This is a genomic window from Streptomyces sp. NPDC050704, from assembly GCF_040654355.1.
Taxonomy (GTDB): Bacteria; Actinomycetota; Actinomycetes; order Streptomycetales; family Streptomycetaceae; genus Streptomyces.
The window spans coordinates 46,551-68,936 of sequence record NZ_JBFAHW010000044.1 but is presented as its reverse complement, the minus strand read 5'-3'; the positions used below and the strand labels follow the sequence as shown (position 1 = coordinate 68,936).

Sequence of the window (22,386 nt, the reverse complement as noted above, 5' to 3'; positions counted from 1 at the left end):
GGAGGCAAGGCCATGGGCGACAAGGCAAACGCACACCCCGGAGCCGCCGGCAGGGCTACAGCGGCCGACCACCCCGCGTCCGTACGGAATGTGGTGCTGGTCGGCCACAGCGGATCGGGCAAGACGACTCTGGTGGAGGCTCTCGCGCTGACGGCGGGAGCGGTCAACAGGGCGGGCCGCGTGGAGGACGGCGGCACCGTCTCCGACTACGACGAGATCGAGCACCGGCAGCAGCGCTCGGTGCAGCTCTCCCTGGTCCCCGTCGAATGGGACGGGTACAAGATCAACATTCTGGACACCCCCGGATACGCCGATTTCGTCGGCGAGTTGAGGGCCGGTCTGCGAGCGGCGGACGCGGCCCTCTTCGTCGTCTCGGCCTCGGACGGCGTGGACGGCTCGACCCGCATGGTGTGGGAGGAGTGCGCGGCGGTCGGCATGCCGCGGGCCATCGTGGTCACACACCTGGAAGCGGCCAGAGCCGACTTCGACGAGATGACGCGGACCTGCGCGCAGGCCTTCGGCGCCGACGACCCCGACGCCGTACTGCCGCTGTACCTGCCGCTGCACGGCCCGCAGGGGCCGGACGGGCACGCTCCGGTGACCGGCCTGATCGGGCTGCTCTCCCAGCGGCTGTTCGACTACTCCTCCGGGGAGCGCAAGGAGTCCGAGCCGGGCCCCGAGCAGCTGCCGCTCATCGAGGAGGCCCGCAACCGGCTGATCGAGGGAATCATCGCCGAGAGCGAGGACGAGACCCTCATGGACCGCTATCTCGGCGGCGAGGAGATCGACTTCGAGACACTCGTGCAGGACCTGGAGCGGGCCGTGGCACGCGGGGTCTTCTTCCCCGTGCTGGCCGCCGCTCCGGCGGCCGAGGGCGCCCGCCAGGGCATCGGCACGGTGGAGCTCCTCGAACTCGTCACCGGCGGCTTCCCGACCCCGCTGGAGCGCGAGGCCCCGACGGTCACCACACCGGACGGCAGGTCCCGCCAGGTCAAGGCCTGCGACCCGAACGGGCCGCTGGTTGCCGAGGTCGTGAAGACCGCGTCCGACCCGTACGTCGGCCGGGTCTCGATGGTCCGCGTGTTCTCCGGAACGCTGCGCCCCGACGAGACGGTGCACGTCTCCGGGCACGGGCTCGCCGACCGCGGCCACGAGGACCACGACGTCGACGAACGCATCGGCGCCCTGTCCGCGCCGTTCGGCAAGCAGCAGCGTGTCCTCACGCACGCCATCGCGGGAGACCTGGCGTGCGTGGCCAAGCTCAACCGCGCCGAGACCGGGGACACCCTCTCGGCCAAGGACGACCCGCTGCTCATGGCGCCGTGGGAGATGCCCGACCCGCTGCTGCCGCTCGCCATCCAGGCACACAGCAAGGCGGACGAGGACAAGCTCTCGCAGGGCCTGAGCCGGCTGGTCGCCGAGGATCCGACGATGCGGCTCGAACAGAACCAGAACACCCACCAGGTGGTCCTCTGGTGTCTGGGCGAGGCCCACGCGGACGTAGCCCTGGAGCGGCTGCGCAGCCGCTACGGAGTCCAGGTCGACGTCATACCGCACAAGGTCTCCCTACGGGAGACGTTCGCCGCCAGGTCGGCCGGGCGCGGCCGGCACGTGAAGCAGTCGGGCGGGCACGGCCAGTACGCGATCTGCGAGATCGAGGTCGAGCCGCTGCCCGGCGGATCCGGTATCGAGTTCGTCGACAAGGTCGTCGGCGGCGCCGTGCCCCGGCAGTTCATCCCGTCCGTCGAGAAGGGCGTACGGGCACAGGCCGCCAGGGGGCTGGCCGCGGGGTACGCGCTCGTCGACGTACGGGTCACGCTGCTCGACGGCAAGTCGCACTCGGTGGACTCCTCGGACGCCGCGTTCCAGACCGCCGGCGCACTGGCCCTGCGGGAGGCGGCGGCCGACGCCCGGATCCACCTCCTGGAGCCGGTCGCCGAGGTGACCGTCCTGGTCGGCGACGAGTACGTGGGCGCCGTGATGAGCGACCTGTCGGGGCGCCGCGGCCGCGTCGTCGGCACCGAGCAGGCCGGCGGCGGCCGGACTCTCGTACGGGCCGAGGTCCCCGAGATCGAGATCGGGCGGTACGCGGTCGATCTGCGCTCCCTCTCGCACGGCACCGCGCGCTTCAGCCGCGCCTACGCCCGGCACGAGCCGATGCCGCCGCAGTTGGCCGAGAAGATCCGCGAACAGGCTCAGGACCCGCACTAGTTGATCTCCATTGGATCTCCATCAGAGTCGGCGGACGGCTTCGGTCGTCCGCCGACGAATGTCGGTCCCGGCGGATACTCTGAGAACCTGATCAAGACGATGACCTGATCAACAGGTGTGCGGAGCACGGAAGTCGGGAAAAGCCGCAACAGCGGAGCACGGCGGCGATGGGGGCGGCAGTGGCGGACGACGGATTCGATTTCAGGCCCGGAGCGCAGATTCCGCTCTCGGGTTCCGCGGGGCAGACTGCGGCGACGTTCGCGCTGGCCTCGGCGGCCTACCGGGACAGTCCCGTCGACAAGATCCTCGACGCCAACAGCGAATGGCACCAGTCGAGCGTCAAACCGGGCCGCAAGTGGGCGACGATCTGCAAGCCGAACCTGGGCGAGGCCTTCGCCCGCGCCGTGCAGCTGCGCATGCTCGGCGGCGGCCGCAAACCGCTCATCCAGTCGTTCGGCACGGAGCCGCAGGTCATCGTCGAGCACTGCCTGGCGGCGAACCGCATCCGCAAGGAGCGCGACAGCTGGCTCACGGCCGTGATGGTGCTGACCGGCCTGCTCTTCCTGCCCGGCCTGCTCGTCTGGCTGCTGGTCTTCCAGATCCGCCGGACGATCACCAAGGTCGAGGACAAGCGGGCCGGCGCCCTCGCCACCGCCCTCCTGGTCGGGGTGGGCGCCCTGGCCGTGGTCTTCCTGCTCCGGATGCCGTTCACCGGCTTCTGGGCCTGGTACGCACGCGCGGCCATCGTCGCCCCGGTCGTCGGCTGGGTCTGGGCGAAGCAGATCTGCGAGCGCACGGCCAAGGATCTGCGGGAGCGCTGGAGCGCGCTGCTGTCCGGGGGCGGCATCGGCGCCAAGATCCCCGAGGCGGTGCCCGGCAGCCCCGGCGAGACCGCGGCCGAGCGGCTGCGCCAGGGCCTGGCCCGGCTCAGCGCCGAGCAGCAGTCCAACTCGGTCTTCTACGCGGGGCCCAAGGGGATACTGGGCATGGGCACCCGCTGGGGCAGCTGGCAGCTCGCCGAGGACCTGGTGTCGGCCGACGCCACCAAGGAGATCCACCCGTTCCGCAGCTGGGACGTCATCAGGTCGATCCACGACCAGCTGCGCATGCTGGAGCGCGGTCCGCTCAACACCGGTGGTTTCCCGGCGCCTTCGATAAAGCACTGGGTGGTCACGCCGATCGGTGAGAACGCCAAGGCGGTGTCCCGGCCGGGCGGCACGGACGTGGACGCGTACCAGGTCAAGACGCACGCCATCCAGGACATCTGCAACAAGCAGCAGTTCGGCAGCGGCGACCGGCACTATCTCGGGGTCCAGTGGACGCTCTGGGACGGCCAGTTGATCATCACCATGCTGATCACGGTGACCGTGCTGCACGAAACGCTGCGCATCGAGGTCACCGGCCATGCCCTGGGGCCCGTGCACTCCCTCTTCACCAGCGCGCCCGAGGCCAAGGTGAAGGAGGTCGCCAAGACCGTCAGGTTCTGGGAGACCCGCCAGCAGAAGCTGCCGCTGGTCGACGCCGACGAGGTCGTACGGCTCGCGGTGCGCGCCCCCTTCACCTGGTATCCGCCGCTCCTCGACTGGCTCGGCGGCAAGCTGGTCCTCCCGGAGCCCTTCGGTCTGCGCCACGCCTGGGCGGCCCAGCCCTGGCGGCACCGCTTCATGGCCGACGACGCCCTGCGCGCCGCGACGCCCGTCCTGCGGGTGGTGCACGCGGCGTCGATCCGCGTCCTGAACGACAACGGCGTGGACACCGAGAAGTTCGGCAACCGCTCGGCATTCCTGAGCACAGCGGTCCAGGACGCGTCACCCAGGAAGGCCGACGTTTACGACGCGTAGACCTCTGGTTGGGCGCCCCGTAAGGGGCGCGGGGCTGTGACATCGTGCGGCTCCGCCGCGTGGGCGCGACCAGCCGACCACTACGCGCAGGTCACGAACCGAACAGGCGGGAGCTCAAACCGCCGGCCAGGCATCCGCGAGCATCTTCCGCGTGTCCGCGAGGAGTTGGGGCAGCACCCGCGTGTGGCCGACAACCGGCATGAAGTTCGTGTCGCCGCCCCAGCGCGGCACGATGTGCTGGTGGAGGTGGGCGGCGATACCGGCCCCCGCGACCGTGCCCTGGTTCATACCGATGTTGAAGCCGTGCGCGCCGGACGCGGTGCGCAGGGCGACCATCGCCTGCTTCGTCAGCTCGCCGAGTTCGGCGGTCTCCGGGGCGGTCAGGTCGGTGTAGTCCGCGACGTGGCGGTAGGGCACGACCATCAGGTGCCCGCCGTTGTACGGGTAGAGGTTGAGCACCGCGTAGACCTGCTCGCCGCGCCTGATGATGAGCCCGTCCTCGTCTGATTTCGCCGGGATCGAGCAGAACGGGCAGCCGTCGTCGGCCCCCGGACCGGTGGGCTTGTTCTCACCCTGGATGTACGCCATCCGGTGGGGCGTCCACAGGCGCTGGAACGCGTCCTGTGTGCCGACTCCGATCTGCTGCTCGGGCTCACTCGTCATGTGGTGCAGCATATGGCTTCGCCTGTTCGCGGGGTGTCCCCGGGTGCCGGAAGGCCCCCGGGGAACCGAGCTCCCCGGGGGCCTTCCGTCGTGTACGGATCAGACCTGCACCCGCTCCTCGACCACCTTCGCGATCTTCGCGAGGGCCTCGTCGAGCGGGATGCCGTTCTCCTGGGAGCCGTCGCGGTAACGGAAGGAGACGGCGCCGTTGGCCATGTCCTCGTCGCCCGCGATGACCATGAAGGGGACCTTCTGCTTCTGCGCGTTCCGGATCTTCTTCTGCATGCGGTCCGACGACGAGTCGACCTCGACCCGCAGGCCCTGCTTCTTCGCGTCCGCGGCGAACTTCTGCAGGTAGTCCACGTGCGCGTCACCGATCGGGATGCCCACCGCCTGCACGGGCGCCAGCCACGCCGGGAACGCGCCCGCGTAGTGCTCCAGGAGCACCGCGAAGAACCGCTCGATGGAGCCGAAGAGGGCCCGGTGGATCATGACAGGACGCTGCTTGGCGCCGTCGGGTCCTGTGTACTCCAGGTCGAACCGCTCCGGCAGGTTGAAGTCCAGCTGGATCGTCGACATCTGCCAGGTGCGGCCGATGGCGTCCTTGGTCTGGACGGAGATCTTCGGCCCGTAGAAGGCGGCGCCGCCCGGGTCCGGGACCAGCGGGAGGCCCTGCCTCTCGGCCACCTGCCGCAGCGTCTCGGTGGCCTCCTCCCAGGCCTCGTCGGAGCCGACGAACTTCTCCGGGTCCTTGGTGGACAGCTCCAGGTAGAAGTCGGTCAACCCGTAGTCGCGCAGCAGCCCGAGGACGAAGGTGAGCGTCCGGTCGAGCTCCTCGGCCATCTGCTCGCGGGTGCAGTAGATGTGCGCGTCGTCCTGCGTGAAGCCCCGGGCGCGGGTCAGACCGTGCACGACGCCCGACTTCTCGTACCGGTACACGGTGCCGAACTCGAAGAGCCGCAGCGGCAGTTCACGGTACGAGCGGCCGCGGGCGTCGAAGATCAGGTTGTGCATCGGGCAGTTCATGGGCTTGAGGTAGTAGTCCACGCCCTCGTCGAGCTGCATGGGCGGGTACATGCCGTCGGCGTACCAGTCCAGGTGGCCCGAGGTCTCGAAGAGCTTCCCCTTCGTGGCGTGCGGGGTGTAGACGAACTCGTAGCCCTCTTCCTCGTGGCGGCGCCGCGAGTAGTCCTCCATGACCCGGCGGATCACACCACCCTTGGGGTGGAAGACGGCGAGACCCGAACCGATCTGTTCCGGGATGGAGAACAGGTCCAGCTCGTTGCCCAGCTTGCGGTGGTCGCGCTTCTCGGCCTCGGCGAGGAACTCCAGGTGGGCCTTCAGCTCTTCCTTGGAGGGCCAGGCGGTGCCGTAGATGCGCTGGAGCATCGGGTTCTTCTCGCTGCCGCGCCAGTAGGCGGCGGCGTTGCGCATCAGCTTGAACGCCGGGATGTTCCGGGTGGTCGGCAGGTGCGGACCACGGCAGAGGTCCTTCCAGCACAGGTCGCCGGTCTTGGCGTCGAGGTTGTCGTAGATGGTCAGCTCGCCGGAGCCCACCTCGACGTCCGCGCCGTCGTCCGAAGAGGCCGAGCCCTTGATACCGATGAGCTCCAGCTTGTACGGCTCCGACGCCAGCTCTTCCCGCGCGGCCTCGTCCGTCACCACACGCCGCGAGAAGCGCTGCCCGCGCTTCTGGATCTCCTGCATCTTCTTCTCGACGGCCTTGAGATCCTCGGGCGTGAACGGCTTCTCGACATCGAAGTCGTAGTAGAAGCCGTCCTTGACCGGCGGGCCGATGCCCAGCTTGGCCTCGGGGAACAGCTCCTGGACGGCCTGCGCCATGACGTGCGCGGTGGAGTGCCGCAGGATGTTGAGACCGTCCTCCGAGGAGATCTCGACCGCCTCGACGGTCTCGCCGTCCGCCACCTCGTACGCGAGGTCCTTCAGTTCACCGGCGACGCGGGCCGCGACGATGGTGCGCTGACCGGCGAAGAGCTCGGCCGCCGTAGTGCCCGTCGTCACCACGCGCTCTTCCCGCTCGGAATCGCGTTGGATGACCACACGGACGTCTGACACCGGACTCTCCTACCTGCAAGGGGCGCGCGCATCTTCACTTGCACGCGCGATAGACAGGGTCGATCGTACCGAGCCCGGAGCCCCCCTCGCGAAACGGTTCCCGATCCCCCGGAGTCAGTCCCCGCCGCACGTCTCCTCGAAGAAGGCCGTGACCTCCGCGGTCTCCTGGAGCGACTTCATCAGCCGGTCCCGGTCCGCCTCGTCCACCTCCACGGGCGTCACCCCGGACGCCCCGGTCAGCCGCCGGAACCCCCCGCGGCGCTCCAGCCGCCCGTGCACGCGCACCGGAAGCCCGACCAGATGGGCCTGCCCCGCGATCCGGTACGCCTCCTCGTCGAGCGTCATCCGTACGTGTGGAACGTCGGCCCCGGCGATGATCCGCAGTCGTACGCTCCCCTCGCCGCGCGGCTCCGACCTGCGCATCCGCACCACGGTTCCGGTGATGCGCACGGAGACGGACGGCTCGTCGCGCAGATAGCGGGCGCCTGCCTCGCGGAGCACGGGCAGGTCACCGGGCGAGAACTCGACGGGTTCGGCGGGTGCCGCGCAGCCTTCGGGCACTCCGGCGGCGGGCGCCCACTCGACGGCGATCCGGGCTCCTTCGGTGCCCCGCACGAGGGCGACCAGCGCCTCCATGAGTTCATGGCTGACGCCCGCCTCGACGGCTCCGTCGAAGGCGTCCATGCCACCGGTGGCGCGTTTGTAGTCGATGGCCTCGCGGGCCGCGTACAGCGCGTGGTGGAGCCGTACGGCGAGCGGCCGGCCGGTGGCGACGGGCACGAACGCGGTGAGCTGCCGGCCGCCGGGCGCGGCCCCGACGAGCACGTTCTCCAGGGAAGCGGCGGCGGGCCTGCGGTGGCGGGCGCCGTAGTAGCCGGCCCGCGCGCGGGAGGCGAGCGCGCCCGCGAGAAGCATCTGGCGGGCGGCCGAACGCAGCTGCTCCTCGACGGTCCACTGCGCGACGCCGGCCGGGCCCGTCGGCACGTCCCGCCACCAGCGGATCTCGTCGCTGGGCACGGCGAGGCCGACCAGCACGTCGCGGGCGGACGGCGAGCCGCTGCGGGACAGGGCGACGAGGGCCTCGCCGAGCAGGTCCTCGCTGTCGGGAAAGGCCCGGTTCTCCGGCACCAGCAGGCTGGTGCCGAAGCTGCCGGGCCCGGGTGGGGTCCAGCGGCCGTACCGTCCGGCGGCTCCGCCGCGGCGCCGCCAGCCGTGCCGGTGCAGAAGCGCACCGAGGACGGCCGGGTCGACCTGGTCGGGCCGGGGTGGGTGGTCCCACACCCCGGGTGTCTCGACGGGGTGTGGCCTGACTGGTCGTACGGGTTCGTCGATTGGGCGGTGCGTCACGGTCTGCCTCCCGTACCGATCCGCGTCATGATCTCGCAGAGCGCGCGGTCGTCGAAGATGCGCGAGGTCGGTATCCGCACGGTGGTCCTGCGCCGGCCGGTGATCCGGTGTCCGGCGAGGTTGATCCAGTAGCAGCAGTGCCGCAGGTCCAGGCGGTCGTGGCTGGCCCGCAGCCAGTCGTCCTGGGATCTGGGCACGAGCATCACGACCAGTATTTTGTGCACCGAGACCGGGGTGCGGGCCAGCTTCTCCAGGTGGGCGTTGTCGAGCGTGAAGGAGAAGGCGGGGCCCGCGGGGTTCGGCGGGATCTGGTACGTGCACTTGAGCTGCACCTTGATGGTGACTTCGTCGTCGACCGTGTGCCCGGGGGCGCTGTGGCTGACGTGCCAGTCGATGCCGTTGTCCGGAAATGGCTGGGACAGAGAACAGCCCGCCGCCGCCGCGACCGCGTGCAGATAGCCGACCTGCAAGGTCTCCATGCAGGCGGTGGTGGCCAACGAGCCGCGATGCGCTGCCGTCCGCTGGGGCAGCAGCCCGCTCTGCTCGGGCTGCGCAAGCGCCATGTCCAACAGCCTTCCGAATCAGGTGGATTCCCGCGACGGGCCGCTGAACTGCAAAGACCCGTATCTCTGTTGTCTCCTTCCGGCGTACGGCGCAAACAGCCCGGGTATCACAAATAGGGCAGGGGACGGCGCGTCAACTGCCGAAGGTGAACGAGGAGTTGTGTGCGTATGACGTGCTGGTACGAAGGCCCTCTCACCGCGTTCGACACCGAGACGACGGGTGTCGACGTGGAAACCGACCGGATCGTGTCGGCCGCTGTAGTCGTCCAGGACGCTCCCGGGAGCCGGCCGCGCGTGCGCCGCTGGCTGGTGAATCCGGGGGTGTCGGTGCCCGAGGGTGCCACGGCGATACACGGGCTGACGGACGGGTTCCTGCAGCTCAACGGCCGTTGGCCGTCGCCGGTGATGGAGGAGATAGCCAGGGAGCTGGCCGAGCAGAGCGCGGCCGGACGCCCGCTCGTGGTGATGAACGCGCCCTTCGATCTGACGCTGCTCGACCGGGAGTTGCGTCGGCACCGGGCGTCTTCCCTGGGCCACTGGTTCGAGACCGCACCGTTGCGTGTCATCGATCCGCGGGTCCTCGACAAGTATCTGGACCGCTACCGCAAAGGCCGCCGCACGCTCACCGACCTGTGCGCGCACTACGAGGTGGAGCTGGCGGAAGCGCATGACGCGGCGGCCGACGCACTGGCCTCACTGGAGGTCGTACGGGCGGTCGGGCGCCGTTTCGCCGCCCGCCTGGAGCGGTACTCGCCGGCCGAACTGCACACCCTGCAGGCCGTCTGGCATGCGGCGCAGGCGCGCGGTCTGCAGGCGTGGTTCGCGCGCAGCGGCACGGAGGAAGTGGTCGATCCGGCCTGGCCGCTGCGTCCCGAACTCTCGCAGGCGGCTTGAGCCGTGCCATGCAAAAGGCCGGTCCGTCTGTGACGGACCGGCCTTTCCCGGTGGGCGATACTGGGTTCGAACCAGTGACCTCTTCGGTGTGAACGAAGCGCTCTCCCACTGAGCTAATCGCCCGGGAACGCACCGAACAATACAGGTCTCCGTGCGTTTCCTTCAAACCGCTTCACGGTTCCCGCGAAGGTACGCGACCAGGCCCCGCCGCCCCGCCCGCATCATCAGCGCGTGGTTGGCGCGGAACACGGGCCGTCCCGGCACGGCGAACCGCCGCAGCAGGGGCTTGGCCACGTGGACCTCCTGGTCGTAGCGGGCCCGCGTGCCCGGCCCGTCGGGGGCGAGGGTCCACCGCGCCCAGCCGTTCACGTCACCCGTCATCGCGATCTCCAGGACCCCGGCCGTCGGGTCTCGGCGCAGCTCCCGCCCCGTGAACACCAGGTCGTACGGCAGGACCGAGCGGATGCGGACGACTCCGGTGCGTTCGTCGAGGGGTGTCACCTCGCGCACCTGCGGCCACCACCGCGGGTAGCGCTCGGCGTCGGCCAGCGCGTCGTAGACGTCGTCGAGGGGCGCGGCGAGGCCCCACAGGCTGCGGAAGCGGTAATGCGTCCAGTCCATGTGCCGAGTCTGCCCGGCCGCGGCCCGTCCGTGGTGGATCCACGCACGCCCCGATCTGAGTACGCCCTGAGTACGTGCGCTCATGCCGTACGACGTGACGGGGACCACACTCCGGAGCATGACGAACATCCCGCCCCCGGCCGAGGAGTTGCGGATCCTCGACCACGAGCTGTGGCGACTCGACGCACGCAGGGCCCAGTTGCTGGCCCGCCGGGCCTGGCTGCTGGGCGTGCTCCAGTCGGCCCAGGCACGGGCACAGGCACGGTCACAGGCACAGGCGTCAGCCCCTGCTTTCGGGCCGGCGCCCGCGCCTCGCCTCCGCAGGCCCGAGGCCACGGCTCCCGGTGTGCAGAATGCGCTGCTCGTGCTCGGCGGCACCCTGCTGACCGTCGCGGCGATCGCGTTCACGCTGGTCAGTTGGGGGCAGCTGGGGATCGCCGGGCGGGCCGCGGTACTCGGTACGGTCACCTTCGCCGCGCTCGCCGCACCCCTCGCGCTCCTGAAGCGCGGACTCCGCTCGACGGCCGAGTCGGTGGCGGGCCTCGGCCTCGCCCTGACGGTGCTCGACGCCTACGCCCTGCACGAGGTCGCCTTCCCTGACGTGGACGGCACCGGGTACGCGGCCGCCGCGGCCGCGCTGCTGGCCCTGCTGTGGGCGGCGTACGGACGATCCCTCGACGCCCTGCCCCTGCGCCTGCCTCTCCCGGCAGCCATGGCGACGGCCCAACTCCCGCTGCTCCTCTGGGCGGTGGCGGCCGGTGCGGGCGATCACACGATGACCGCGGCGATGCTGGTAACGGCCGCGTTCGACGCGGCGCTGGCGCTCCGGGCGCCCGTCCGGTCCGTCCGGGTCGTCGCCGCGGTCGGCGCGTACGGGACCGGCACCTTGGGCGTACTGGCCGCCGGCCTGCTGTCCTTGGATGCCACAGGACCGAGCGCCGCCGCCCGTGCGGCGGCGCTCCTCACCCTCGCCGCGGCGATCGCGCTGGGGGCGGCATGGCAGGCCCCGGCCACGAAGACGGCTCCCTGGATCTCGCTGGCCGCCGGCCTGATCGCCGTCGCCGCGACCGGTGGCGTCCTGCGCTCGGTGCTGCCCGACGCGTGGACGGTGCCGGCCTATCTGGCCTGCGGCATCGCACTGTTGGCCGTACGGGGCACCTGGCTGCCGGAGGCCGTCCGCCGGGGCCTGTGGTGGTCCTCCGCCGGCGTCCAGGCCCTCGCGGTGGCCTGGACTCTGCCCCTGGTCACCATGGTGGTCCTGGGTCCGGTCGGCTGGGCGGCGCGCACGTGGTCCGGGGCGCCTTCGAACGCCCGCGACGCGGTGACGGTCGCCGGACCCTGGCCGCCGAACGCGGAGACGGCTCCCCTGGTACTGGCCGCGGTCGCCACGGTCCTGGCCCTGGCATTCCGGCTCGACCGAACCGGCCCGTACCGCCCCTTGCTGCTGACCGGCGCGCTGATCCTGGCCTGGGGTACGGCGCTCATACTGCCCGCCACTCTCGAACTCCCGTACCTGGCCGCCCTGTTGACGGACGGCGTCATCACGGCAGCGGCGCTCACAGCAGCGGCGTACGGACGCCCGACGGACGACCGACCCGCACCTCTCCCCCACCCCTCCCTCTATCCGGCCCTGCTCACCTCTCTCCATCTCGTCGTCCTCGCACTGGCCGCCGAAGCCGCGACCCTCACCGTCCTCGCGACCCTGACCGCCCTGTTCGCGGCGGCCGCCACCCGGGCCGGGCAGCAAGTCCGCGCCGTCTCGGCCGCCTCCTGCCTCGCGTACGCCACCGCGCTCACCTGCGCCACCGGGGCGTCCCTGGACTGGCAGCCGCACCACATCGCGCTGCTCGTCCTGGCGGTTCCGAGCACGGCAGCGCTGCTCGCGGCCCGGCTCAGGGACGCCACGCTGACGATGTCCGTCGAGGTCACTGGCGCCGTCGCCGCGCTGGTGGCCATCGGCCTCGCGGTCACGGAACCGCCGACGCTCGCCCTCGTCCTGGGCGTCTGCGGCGTGATCACGGCGGGCACGGCCGTCCGCCCGGACCGCCGACAACTGGGCTATGCGGCGGCGGCGCTGTTCGTCCTGGCCACCTGGGTCCGCCTGGCGTCCTGGGAGGTCGGCGCCCCGGAGGCGTACACCCTGCCCGTGACCGTCCCGGCGCTGGTAGTCGGGTTCGTCCGCAGGAGGCGCGACCCCCAGGCCTCGTCCTGGACGGCGTACGGACCGGCTCTGTCGGTGACCCTGCTCCCGAGCCTCCTCACGGCATGGACCGACCCGGACTGGCCGCGCCCCCTCCTGCTGGGCACGGCCGCCCTACTGGTCACCCTCGCGGGCGCCCGCCACCGCCTCCAGGCCCCGCTCGTGCTGGGCGGCAGCGTCCTCGCACTGGTGACGCTGCACGAACTCGCCCCGTACATCGCCCAGATGGCAGGGGCACTCCCCCGTTGGGTACCTCCCGCACTCGCCGGTCTACTGCTGCTCGCGATCGGTGCGACATACGAGCAGCGAATCCGAGACACACGACGAGTGCGGGAGACGCTAGGAAAGATGCGCTAACTGACACGCCCCTGTAAGGGGCGCGGGGAACTGCGCGCCCAGCCACAGTGGACCCGCACATACCCGGCGCCCCCAGCGGAGCGTCACGGCATCTTGTCGCCCACCAGCGCCAGGTTCTGGATCGCCGCCAGCCCGTACAGCGCCGTCGCGTTGGTGGACACCCACGCCGCCTCACTGCCGGGGACCAGGCCGGTCGGGCCCTCGATCTTCTTCGTGGACCAGTCCGTCGACTCCTTGTAGTCCCACGGGTCGGCGCTGTTGTAGAACTGCCGCCACGCACGCGCGGCCAGCTTGTCGTCGCCCAACTGGGCGGCGGCGTACGCGTCCTGCCGCGAGTGGCCCTGGAAGAGGAGCAGGTTGCCGAAGTTGGAGCCGTAGCGGGCGGCCTGTTCCGCCTTGGTGGCGTTGAAGTAGCGGCAGTAGTCGAGCCACGCCTCCTTGAACTTGGGCATGTCGATCTGGTCGAGCAGTTCGGCGTTCAGCTCCACCAGGCCGAACATCGCCGAGAGGTGCGAGACCCCGACCACGGGCTTCTCCGCGACGGCGAACTTCCCGGTGTCCAGGTCGTACAGGGCGGTGCCCTGGACGAACCCGTTGGGCTGGGCGGCGATGGTCTCCATCGTCGACAGGACCCGCGCCTTCGCCTTCTCCCACTTGGGTCCGCGCCGCTCCCACTCGGTGAGCCACGCGGAGACCAGTCCGCTCCAGTCGGTGCCGAACCCGATCGAGAGGGCGTTGCGGTCCGGCTCGTACGGCTCGGTGCGGATCTTGCGGATCGGGTCGAGGACCAGGAACGTCTCGTCGGAGTCGACGTTGGCGTGCATGAGGTCGCCGACGCGTTCGTCCGCGGTGAGGAAGTAGTAGTAGCGGCGGTAGGTGGTGTTGGCGATGCGCTGCTGCTTGGCGCTGTCGGCGTAGTGCTGGACGCCGTGGCGGGTGCCCAGGCCCGCCCACTTGCCGAGGTGGTAGACGTCGACCTCGCCGGTGTGCCGGGTCATGGCCTCGGCGAAGCGGAAGATGTCGGAGCGGCCCGAGCGCATGTACGCGAACCAGAGCCACAGGTCCGGCGAGAGCTCGGAGTTGTCCCACGCATAGCCGCCGACGTCGTAGCACCACTGGTGCCGACTGGGGTCGTACGAGTGCATGATGTCGCCGTAGTCCCAGAAGCCGTACCAACGCCGCATCTCCACCTGGTCCTTGTAATAGGTGAAGAGGAAGTCGAGGTGGTCCTCGACCTTCGCCTTGGCGGCGGTGGAGCGGTCCGGCTCGGAGAACAGCCTGCCGAAGACTCCCGCCTTGATGAGGTGCTTGGGCGGGGCGGCGAGCTGCGCCGGTGTGCGGACGGCATTCACCTGCTTGGCCATCGCCTCGGCGCTCGGCGTGGACTCGTGGGCCCAGAAGAGGAGTTCGCTGGTGCGGGCGATGCCGTACGGGGTGCCGAAGCCGGGCTCGTAGTCCTCGTAGGTGATGTTGAGGCCTTCGAGCTGCTCGGGGAACGTGTCCTGGCCCATGCCGTCGTGGTAGAAGCGCAGGTCCATGGGCTGTGCCTCGGGCGACCAGAGCCACATGGTGACCTCGGCCTCGTCGGTCTGGGCGTCCCGGATGTCGAGCTGGGCGGGGAACTTCTCCCAGAAGTCCCGCAGCCCGAAGGCGAATCCACCGCTCGCGCCGCCGACGTACCCGAAGCCGCTGGCCCGCCGGCCACCGCCGGCCGGGATCCAGCCGTGGCCCTTCTTGGTGCGCTTGCGCACGCCGAAGCCGTCGGCGGAGAGCTGCGAGAGGGTGTAGTCGCCCCATTCGGGGATGTACTGGAGCCGGGTCGTCACCCGCTGGTCCCAGGTCGACGGATCGGGCAGCTTCTTGCCCTCGAACTGGGCGGTCCGGATGGCCGCTCCCGGGTCGCGGCGCAGCCCGGTGATGCCCTTCACGGCCTCGCGCAGCAGACCGGTGCCCTCGCCGCCGATGCGGATGTGCCGGTCGTACGCGGCGTCGCGCATCGGCACCGTGAACCGGACGCCGATGCCGCGGATGAAGTCGCCGCTGGCCTTTCCGGGCTCCTGCGTGCCGTCGAAGGTGATGGTGTGCACCATGCGGAAGGACTCGCCGCCCGCGTAGAAGTACAGCCGGACCGAGAAGGGCAGCCAACTCCGGCTGCCCTTGCGGTGCTTGCCGTCGATGCGGACGACGGCACGGACCGGCCCGTCCTGCTCGACCTCCGCCTTCGAGATGGCGCTGTCGAACCGCTCGTACTTCTCCGCGCCCTGGTCACCGTCCTCGACCTCGGGCTGCCGCAGCAGCACGAGCCGGCCGTCCTTGGCGATCTCCGTCGAGCCACGGGTGACCGACTTGACGAGCGTGGAGCCGCTCTTGCCGATCTTCGCGGTGATGACGCCGGTCGAGACGGTGATGGTGCCGCCGCTCTTGTCGACCGTGACCTTCTTCTCGGGCGCGGCGGGCGAACCGGCGTCGAGCGTGAGCTTGCCTGCGCCCGCGCCCGGGCCGACCGCGTGCGCGGTCCACTTCAGCGAGCCGTCCGGCCAGTAGCCGATCGGCCAGGACTGGACGGGCACCTCCTTGCCGTCGGCGTCCTTGAGCGCGAACGTCTGGTCCTTCTCGTACGTGCCCTTCGGCCAGGGCACGCCCACGGTCGAGCCGGGGGCGGCGCCGAGGCCGCCCTCCTCCAGCCAGTCCAGGGTCACCGGGTCCGCGTCGGCGGCCTCGGCTCTCGGCGCGGCCTGCGCGTCCTTCGCGCCCAAGGCCCAGCTGAACTGGGCGGCGGCGCCGGCGACGGCGGCCGCCTTGAGGATGGACCTACGGGGGATGGGAGCCATGAGATGCGGCCTTTCCTTTCCATGCGGGGGAAGTCAGGGGCATGACAGAGCGAGGTGCGGCGCCGGAGCGCCGACCTTGTGCGGGCCGGGGAAGGCAGGTGGTCAGCGGCGCCGGCCGCGCTCCTCCACGGCCAGGGCCGCCGCCGCGACGGCCCCCAGGACGGGGACCGCAAGCGGCAGGACGAACCAGGCGGTGCAGGCCACCATGACCAGCCCGCCTACGAGCAGGAACGACCCGGCGGGGTCGAGGACTGTCCGGCGCCCGGCGGCAGCGAGCAGCTCCCGCCAGGACGCCCCGGGCTCCCAGACCGCCGCCGCGCGCAGCCCGGCGACGGCCAGCCCGATCAGGGCGAACAGACCGACGGCCCCGACCAGCGGGCCGCCGGGGATTCCGGCGCGTACGGCCTGGACGTCCACCCACACCGCGAGGGCCGCGGCCCAGCCGAGCACTCCGGCGATCCATCCGCCGCGCACGGCCGCGCGGAAGTCGGCGACGAACTCCCGCCAGCCGCCCTCCACATGGGCCGTACGCCGCCGCAGATGCCGCGACCCGGCGGCGAACGCGGCGGGATACGTGACCACGGGCAGCGAGGCGATCGCGATCCACACGCCGGTGAGCAGACACTCGGCGAACAGCGCGAACCGCTCGGCGAAGGCGGACTCCCGCTTGGGGAGCTTCCGCGCGGACGCCGATACCGGTGCGGATGCCGTACGAGCCTTCATGCGCGTGTCAGCCCTTCAGCCCGGAGGTCGCCATACCGTCGATCAGGTAGCGCTGGAAGGCGAGGAAGAAGGCCAGCACGGGCAGCAGCGCCACCAGCGACATGGCGATCATGCCGCCGTAGTTGGCGACACCCTCCTGATCGCGGAACATCATCATGCCCAGCGACACGGTGTACTTGCTTGGCTCGTTGAGGTAGATCAGCGGGCCCATGAAGTCGTTCCAGGCGTTGATGAACGTGAAGATCGCGCTGGTGATGAGTGCGGGCCGGCACAGCGGCAGCACGATCGACCAGTAGATCCGCAGATGCCCGCAGCCGTCGAGGCGGGCCGCCTCGTCCAGTTCCTTCGGCAGGTTCCTCATGAACTGCACCATGAGGAAGACGAAGAACGCCTCGGTGGCCAGGAACTTGCCGATCAGCAGCGGCACGTAGGTGTTGATCAGTTCCATCTTCTGGAACATCACGTACTGCGGGATCAGCAGCACGTGATACGGCAGCAGCAGCGTGCCGATCATCAACGAGAACAGCAGGTTGCGCCCGGCGAACCGGATCTTGGCGAAGGCGTACGCCGTCAGCGAGGAGGAGATCACGATGCCGACGACGGAACCGAGCGCGTAGAAGAGGGAGTTCTGGAAGAACGTCGCGATCGAGATGTCCGCGATGCCGTCGGCGAGCCCCTTGAAGTTCTGCAGGATGGGGCTGGTCGGGAACAGCTCCAGGCTGCCGATGATCTCCCGGCTCGGCTTGAACGAGGCACCGAGGACCCAGATGACGGGATACAGGACGACCGCGAGGACCAGCAGGGCGCCGACGTGCCAGGCCAGCGATCCGCTGCGCTTGCGCCCCAGCTCCAGGGACTTGCGCGGCGGGGTGGTCGTGGTGCTGCTCATCGGGAGGCCTCCTCGTAGTGCACCCACCGTTTCTGGGACCAGAAGAGGACCACCGTCACCAGCGCCACGGCGAGCAGCAGCATCCAGGCCATCGCGGAGGCGAAGCCCATCTGGGCTTCCTTGAAGCCTTTTTGGTACAGGTAACAGGTGTAGACAAGTGTGGAGTCGGCCGGCCCGCAGGTGGCGTTGGAGACGACATACGCCGAGCCGAAGATCTGGAACGAGTGGATCGTCTCCAGAAGCACGTTGAAGAAGAGCACCGGGGAGATCATCGGCAGCGTGATGCTCCAGAACCGCTTGAACGGTCCGGCACCGTCGACCTCGGCCGCCTCGTACAACTCCTTCGGCACCTGCTTGAGCCCGGCGAGGAAGATGACCATGGGCGCGCCGAACTGCCAGACGGTGAGCGCCACCAGGCTGTAGAGCACCCAGTCCGGGTTCCCGACCCAGCCGCCGACGTTCATGCCGAAGAACGACTGCGTACGGTCCACCACGGCGTCGTCGGAGAACAGCGCGCGCCACACGAAGCCGACGGACACGCTCGCGCCGATCAGCGACGGGGCGTAGAACGCGGCCCGGTAGAAGGCCTGTCCGCGCCGGCTCTGCGCGAGCAGCAGGGCGACCCCGAGCGCGAGCAGCAGCTTCAGCGGCGTACCGATGATGACGTACTTCGCCGTCACCTCCACCGACTTCTGCCACCGCGGATCGTCGAGCATGGTGGTGAAGTTGTCGAAGCCGATCCACTTCGGGGAGCTGAAGAGGTTGTAGTCCGTGAACGCGAAATAGAGCGAGGCGGCCATCGGCCCCGCGGTCAGCAGCAGAAAGCCCGCGATCCACGGGGACATGAAGAGGTAGCCGGCCAGACTTTCCCGGCGGCCCCGCCGCTTGGCGGCGGCGGGGGTACCGGGACGCTTCGCCGGGGCTTCCGGCGGAGAGTCCTTGATGAGCGTTGTCACTGCTGTTCCCATCAGGCGGCGAGGGCGGTCTTCGCCTCGGAGAAGAACTGCTTGACCGCGTCGGACACCTTCGTCTTGCCCGTCGACATGTCGGCGGCGATGCGCAGGAAGGCGGCTTCCGCGGTGTCGGCACCCGCCGGGTGCGGGGTGATGGTCCCGAGGACACCGGCCGCGGCGACGTCCTCCTCGTACTTCGCGATCGCCTGTTCGGGGGCGGCGGACGGCTTGTACGCGTCGAACTGCTCGGTGGTGGCGAGGAGGCCCCGGTCGTAGCCCATGATCTTGCCGACCTCGGGGTCGTGCACCATGAAGTCGATGAACTGGGCGACTTCCTTGGGGTGCTTGGTCCGGGCGGAGCCGCTGAGCATGAGCGAGGAGAGGTACTGGCCGGTCTCCTTGCCGTCGGTCGTCGGGATCGGCGCGAGCCCGTAGGTACTGTCGCCCTCCGTGGCGTAGCGCACCGTGAAGTTGTCCCAGGTGAACTCGGAGCCGGCTTCGCCCGCGGCCAGCGCCGACTTGGGCTTGAGCTGCTCGACCTTCTTCGGGTCGGTGATGATCCCGGCCTTGACGCGGTTGTACCCGTCCTGCCACCACTCCGTCAGATCGGCCTCGTCGAAGCCGAGTCCGTCCTCCGTGAAGAACGCCTTGCCGTTCTGCCGCAGATAGAGGTCGTAGAGGTACATGATCCCGAAGTAGCCGGTGTCACCGGAGATCTTCTGGGTGTTCTGGATCTTCTTGAGGGCGGCGAAGTACTCGTCCCAGGTCCAGCCCTGCTTGGCCTCGATGCCGGCCTTTTCGAAGACCTTCTCGTCGATCACCAGCGACATGGTGTTGGAGCCGACGGGAATACCGAGCAGCTTTCCGTCCACCTCGCCGACCTTCTCGACTCCGGCACGGAAGTTCTTGAGGTTCAGATTCCCCGCGTCCACCTGAGGCTTGAGGTCGAGAAGAACACTTCTCTTGTCGTACTTCCGCAGAAAGGCCACGGCGTTCTGGAATACGTCCGGCGGATTTCCACCGGCGGCCTGGGTCTGGAACTTCTCCCAAAAGGCCACGTAATCCTGGAAGTCCGTCTTCACCTTGATCTTCGGGTACTTCTTCTCGAAGAGCGCGATGGTCTGGTTGATCCTCTTGGCCCGCTCCTCCGCACCCCACCAGGCGAAGCGGATCTCGACAGTGCCGTCCCCCGACCCACCGCTGTCGCCCCCGCAGCCCGTCGTCGCGGCCAACCCCAGTGTGGCCGCCGACGCCCCCGCCACCTTGAGGACCGTCCGCCTCTGAACACTCCCGTTGTCTCCCACAGTCGGGCCTCCCCGCGACGTCACTGTCCGCTGCCATGAATCGTTTCAAGTAAGCGCTTGCTGCCACAAGGTACGGAGGCCCTCAGAGCACGTCAATGATTCGGACAGGAATTGATGTGAACGGGGTCGCTCGCGCGACGGCGTGAACGGGGCTGAATCCGTGGGGGTGTTGGATGACTGCGCAGGTGGGGCGGGGGGTGTCGGCGGGTCGAACGGGGAGTGGATCTGTGGAAGTTGTGACGGGCCGGGCTGAAAGTTGGCGTGGGGTGGGGGGTTGGTGGGGTGACGGGAGGGTGGTGGCGGGGTGAGGTGTGGGCGAGTAGGAGTGCGGTGGGCGGATGCGTTTTGGGGGTTATGTGCGCGTGGGGGGCTTGATCGAGCCGAGGGTTTGCGGGTCGGTTGAGTTGGGGTGGGTTGGGTTGAGTTGGGGCTTGGAGCCGGATGGGCGTGGAGGCGGTGGAGATGGTGGGTGGCAAGGCCGATGGGGCTGTGTGTGGGGTGTGATGGAGGTCGATGAATGGCAGGCCGAAGTGAGTGGGCGCGGTTCTCGTGTGCGGTGGGCTGCGAAATGTGGGCTGAGCTGCACGAGTGTGGTGGGGCGTCATGGCGGCCGGGGTGCGTGACGGAGGCGGACTGGGGTGGGGGTGGGTTGAGGTGGGACAAAAGTGCGGTCGAGCTGTGGCCGGAAGGCAGGTCAGGGGTCTTCTGCTGGATCTCTGTGGGAGGGAGCGGTGTTCGGTGCCTGGTCCGGGGCCTCGGCCGAAGCTTGGGGAACCGGGCGCAGGCCCTCGCACTGGAGCACTTGGGCCTGAGCGCGGCGCGGCGCGAGGGCGTGCCGGGTCGCGTCCGGCGAGGTGGTGTACGAGTCGGGGCTGTCCTGCTCCGGTGACCGATGCTGCGGCGAGCGGCGATGGGAACCCCTTGGCGGCGTTCCTGCCGCTCTCGGCCGAGCGAGTGCCGGCCGGCCAGAGCGTCGACCCCGGCATGATGTGTGACCTGCGGAGTCATGTGCCCTGCGGCTCTGCACCACTCCGCGGAACGCGACCGCGTGCCGGGCGTCGCGACGCCGCGGAGGTGGCCGTGTCCCGCCAAGTGGTGCAGCAGCGATCACCTCTCAAGTCGCACCAGCACCTGCACCCGCACCTGCACCTGCACCTGGTCCACGCGACACAGAGACTCAACAAGATCGCGCCACGACACCACTTCTCTGGACGCAACCGCATGCCGCGCCCTGGTGGCCCTGGTCGGACCGGGCCCAGGCCGTTTCCTGATGGCTCCTGGTCGTCCGCGAGCCCGGCCAGTAGGCGCCACGCGAATCGCCTCATGAGGCGCGACTTCCTCCGCCATCGGATGCACTCGCTCCGGCCGGAAGGCAGTTTCAAGAGCCATCGGAGACGGCCAGGCCCTGGTGAGACCTGGGCCGGCCTGGTGGAACCCGGGCCGGCTGCTCCTGGAGAGTTGCAGGACGCGGAAGCATCCGTGTGCCCGCCGAAGCGAGGGGAATCATGTCCGCCTCTCAGGTACTTCCCGGACAGGGCATACCGCCGGATCGAAAGCGTCATGGGCGGTTCGGCCCGCGGCAGCCGGGGCGACACACAAAGCCGACAGGCGTGACCGGTTCGATGCGGTGCGGACGGGGCCGAGCCCCTGCGACGCGCGCCGGAGGTGCGCGGAAACGACGAAGGCGACCCGGCCTGCGCTTTCCGCAGGTAAGGGCCGCCAATCGTATGGGTGGGCGATACTGGGATCGAACCAGTGACCTCTTCGGTGTGAACGAAGCGCTCTCCCGCTGAGCTAATCGCCCGGGCGCACGGAGAACATTACCCCATGTCAGAGGGTGCTTCCGAACGTCCTTCGAGCGCGCGGAGCGGTGTTACTCCTTGATCTTCCACGGCATCTCGAAGCCGAACTTCCAGACGTAGATTCCGACCAGAACGGCGATGATCACCAGCCCGATGGTCGTCAGGATGATGTTCCGGCGCCGCACTTTGGGATCGAGCGCCCGCTGCGTCGCCGCGGTGACCTTGTGTTTCGTCCAGCGGAGCACCAACTGCGCCCAGACGAACTCGGTCGCCCAGATCGCCATGCCGCCGAAGATCACCAGCCAGCCCGGCCCGGGCAAGGGCAGCATGATCACGCCCGCCACCACGACCGCGAGCCCCACGATGAACACGCACACCTGCCAGCTCAGATGCAGCAGGCGGCGGGCCTTGATGAATTCCGGCGCACGGGATCCGAGCACCGGCTCGCTCTTCGTTCCGTCGGTCGCCATGGCGACCTCCCCCGTTCCGTCACTCCCCGTATTCATACGGCCAAACCCTACCCGACGGAAACCGGTCACCGGAATGGTGGTACTCCGCGAACGAGCCCTCGGCCGGATGAGCTACCTAAAGACACGCAAAACACTCAGAGGGGTTTACAACGGCACCGTAGGTGGCATGTCGATTTCGCCGACGTGCGAATCCCCGAGCGCACACTGAGCGAAAGGCCCTGGCGCTTATGAACACCACGGTCAGCTGCGAGCTGCACCTGCGCCTCGTTGTGTCGAGCGAGTCCTCACTGCCTGTTCCCGCAGGACTGCGGTATGACACGGCCGATCCCTATGCCGTGCACGCCACCTTCCACACCGGAGCCGAAGAGACCGTCGAGTGGGTGTTCGCCCGCGACCTCCTGGCCGAGGGCCTGCACCGGCCCACCGGTACCGGCGACGTCCGAGTCTGGCCGTCCCGCAGCCATGGCCAGGGCGTCGTGTGCATCGCCCTGAGCTCCCCGGAGGGTGAGGCACTGCTCGAGGCCCCGGCGCGGGCCCTGGAGTCCTTCCTGAAGCGAACCGACGCCGCCGTGCCCCCTGGCACGGAACACCGGCACTTCGATCTCGACACGGAGCTCTCGCACATCCTGGCCGAAAGCTAG

16 protein-coding genes and 2 tRNA genes are annotated in these 22,386 nt (G+C 69.5%); 5 read left to right on the top strand and 13 right to left on the bottom strand.

Annotation, left to right across the window (positions count from 1 at the left end; genetic code table 11):
* Positions 1 to 12: 12 nt before the first annotated feature.
* Together AB0I18_RS25500 and AB0I18_RS25495 are read left to right on the top strand one after the other, a co-directional pair.
* Positions 13 to 2,211, top strand: coding sequence for an elongation factor G-like protein EF-G2 (locus tag AB0I18_RS25500; RefSeq protein ID WP_363107875.1), 2,199 nt, complete (start codon positions 13 to 15; stop codon positions 2,209 to 2,211).
* 167 nt (positions 2,212 to 2,378) lie between these two features.
* Entirely contained in the window at positions 2,379 to 4,052 is a 1,674-nt protein-coding gene (locus tag AB0I18_RS25495; RefSeq protein ID WP_363107874.1) for a hypothetical protein, read from the top strand.
* Between the two features lie 114 nt (positions 4,053 to 4,166).
* Here AB0I18_RS25495 and AB0I18_RS25490 read toward each other — a convergent pair whose 3' ends face one another.
* The 4 genes from AB0I18_RS25490 to AB0I18_RS25475 form a co-directional block, all read right to left on the bottom strand.
* Complete coding sequence (locus tag AB0I18_RS25490) at positions 4,167 to 4,727, bottom strand: HIT domain-containing protein (RefSeq protein WP_363107873.1); 561 nt, start codon at positions 4,725 to 4,727, stop codon at positions 4,167 to 4,169.
* A gap of 87 nt (positions 4,728 to 4,814) precedes the next feature.
* Positions 4,815 to 6,791 (bottom strand): threonine--tRNA ligase, encoded by a 1,977-nt coding sequence (thrS, locus tag AB0I18_RS25485; RefSeq protein WP_363107872.1) that lies wholly within the window; start codon positions 6,789 to 6,791, stop codon positions 4,815 to 4,817.
* A gap of 114 nt (positions 6,792 to 6,905) precedes the next feature.
* On the bottom strand, positions 6,906 to 8,138 hold the full coding sequence (locus tag AB0I18_RS25480; RefSeq protein ID WP_363107871.1) for a hypothetical protein: 1,233 nt from the start codon (positions 8,136 to 8,138) through the stop codon (positions 6,906 to 6,908).
* Positions 8,135 to 8,701: a DUF4365 domain-containing protein gene (locus tag AB0I18_RS25475; protein WP_363107870.1), complete on the bottom strand. Its 567-nt coding sequence runs from the start codon at positions 8,699 to 8,701 to the stop codon at positions 8,135 to 8,137. Before AB0I18_RS25475 ends, AB0I18_RS25480 begins: the two co-directional genes overlap by 4 nt.
* A 168-nt stretch (positions 8,702 to 8,869) precedes the next feature.
* Here AB0I18_RS25475 and AB0I18_RS25470 point away from each other — a divergent pair, with 168 nt between their 5' ends.
* Positions 8,870 to 9,595: a 3'-5' exonuclease gene (locus AB0I18_RS25470; RefSeq protein WP_363107869.1), complete on the top strand. Its 726-nt coding sequence runs from the start codon at positions 8,870 to 8,872 to the stop codon at positions 9,593 to 9,595.
* A 51-nt stretch (positions 9,596 to 9,646) separates the two neighbouring features.
* Here AB0I18_RS25470 and AB0I18_RS25465 read toward each other — a convergent pair.
* Positions 9,647 to 9,718: transfer RNA gene (locus AB0I18_RS25465), tRNA-Val, on the bottom strand.
* 39 nt (positions 9,719 to 9,757) lie between these two features.
* Positions 9,758 to 10,216 carry an SRPBCC family protein gene (locus AB0I18_RS25460; RefSeq protein WP_363107868.1) on the bottom strand — a complete coding sequence of 153 codons (459 nt, stop codon included), beginning with the start codon at positions 10,214 to 10,216 and terminating at the stop codon, positions 9,758 to 9,760.
* A 118-nt stretch (positions 10,217 to 10,334) separates the two neighbouring features.
* Here AB0I18_RS25460 and AB0I18_RS25455 point away from each other — a divergent pair, with 118 nt between their 5' ends.
* The gene (locus AB0I18_RS25455) at positions 10,335 to 12,773 is read left to right on the top strand and encodes a hypothetical protein (protein WP_363107867.1); all 2,439 of its coding nucleotides are present in this window, start codon (positions 10,335 to 10,337) and stop codon (positions 12,771 to 12,773) included.
* 83 nt (positions 12,774 to 12,856) lie between these two features.
* Here AB0I18_RS25455 and AB0I18_RS25450 read toward each other — a convergent pair whose 3' ends face one another.
* The 7 genes from AB0I18_RS25450 to AB0I18_RS25420 form a co-directional block, all read right to left on the bottom strand.
* Positions 12,857 to 15,604, bottom strand: coding sequence for a Tat pathway signal sequence domain protein (locus tag AB0I18_RS25450; RefSeq protein WP_363107866.1), 2,748 nt, complete (start codon positions 15,602 to 15,604; stop codon positions 12,857 to 12,859).
* A gap of 102 nt (positions 15,605 to 15,706) precedes the next feature.
* Entirely contained in the window at positions 15,707 to 16,327 is a 621-nt protein-coding gene (locus tag AB0I18_RS25445; RefSeq protein ID WP_363107865.1) for a hypothetical protein, read from the bottom strand.
* A gap of 7 nt (positions 16,328 to 16,334) precedes the next feature.
* Positions 16,335 to 17,216, bottom strand: coding sequence for a carbohydrate ABC transporter permease (locus AB0I18_RS25440; protein WP_363107864.1), 882 nt, complete (start codon positions 17,214 to 17,216; stop codon positions 16,335 to 16,337).
* The gene (locus tag AB0I18_RS25435; RefSeq protein WP_363107863.1) at positions 17,213 to 18,184 is read right to left on the bottom strand and encodes a sugar ABC transporter permease; all 972 of its coding nucleotides are present in this window, start codon (positions 18,182 to 18,184) and stop codon (positions 17,213 to 17,215) included. Before AB0I18_RS25435 ends, AB0I18_RS25440 begins: the two co-directional genes overlap by 4 nt.
* Positions 18,184 to 19,473: an extracellular solute-binding protein gene (locus AB0I18_RS25430; RefSeq protein WP_363107862.1), complete on the bottom strand. Its 1,290-nt coding sequence runs from the start codon at positions 19,471 to 19,473 to the stop codon at positions 18,184 to 18,186. The genes AB0I18_RS25435 and AB0I18_RS25430 overlap by 1 nt, the downstream gene beginning before the upstream one ends.
* 1,732 nt (positions 19,474 to 21,205) lie before the next feature.
* A tRNA-Val gene (locus tag AB0I18_RS25425) sits at positions 21,206 to 21,277 on the bottom strand.
* Positions 21,278 to 21,346: 69 nt separating this feature from the next.
* Positions 21,347 to 21,781, bottom strand: a complete 435-nt coding sequence (locus tag AB0I18_RS25420) for a TIGR02611 family protein (protein ID WP_363107890.1) — start codon at positions 21,779 to 21,781, stop codon at positions 21,347 to 21,349.
* 191 nt (positions 21,782 to 21,972) lie between these two features.
* Here AB0I18_RS25420 and AB0I18_RS25415 point away from each other — a divergent pair, with 191 nt between their 5' ends.
* Entirely contained in the window at positions 21,973 to 22,386 is a 414-nt protein-coding gene (locus tag AB0I18_RS25415; RefSeq protein ID WP_003959770.1) for an SsgA family sporulation/cell division regulator, read from the top strand.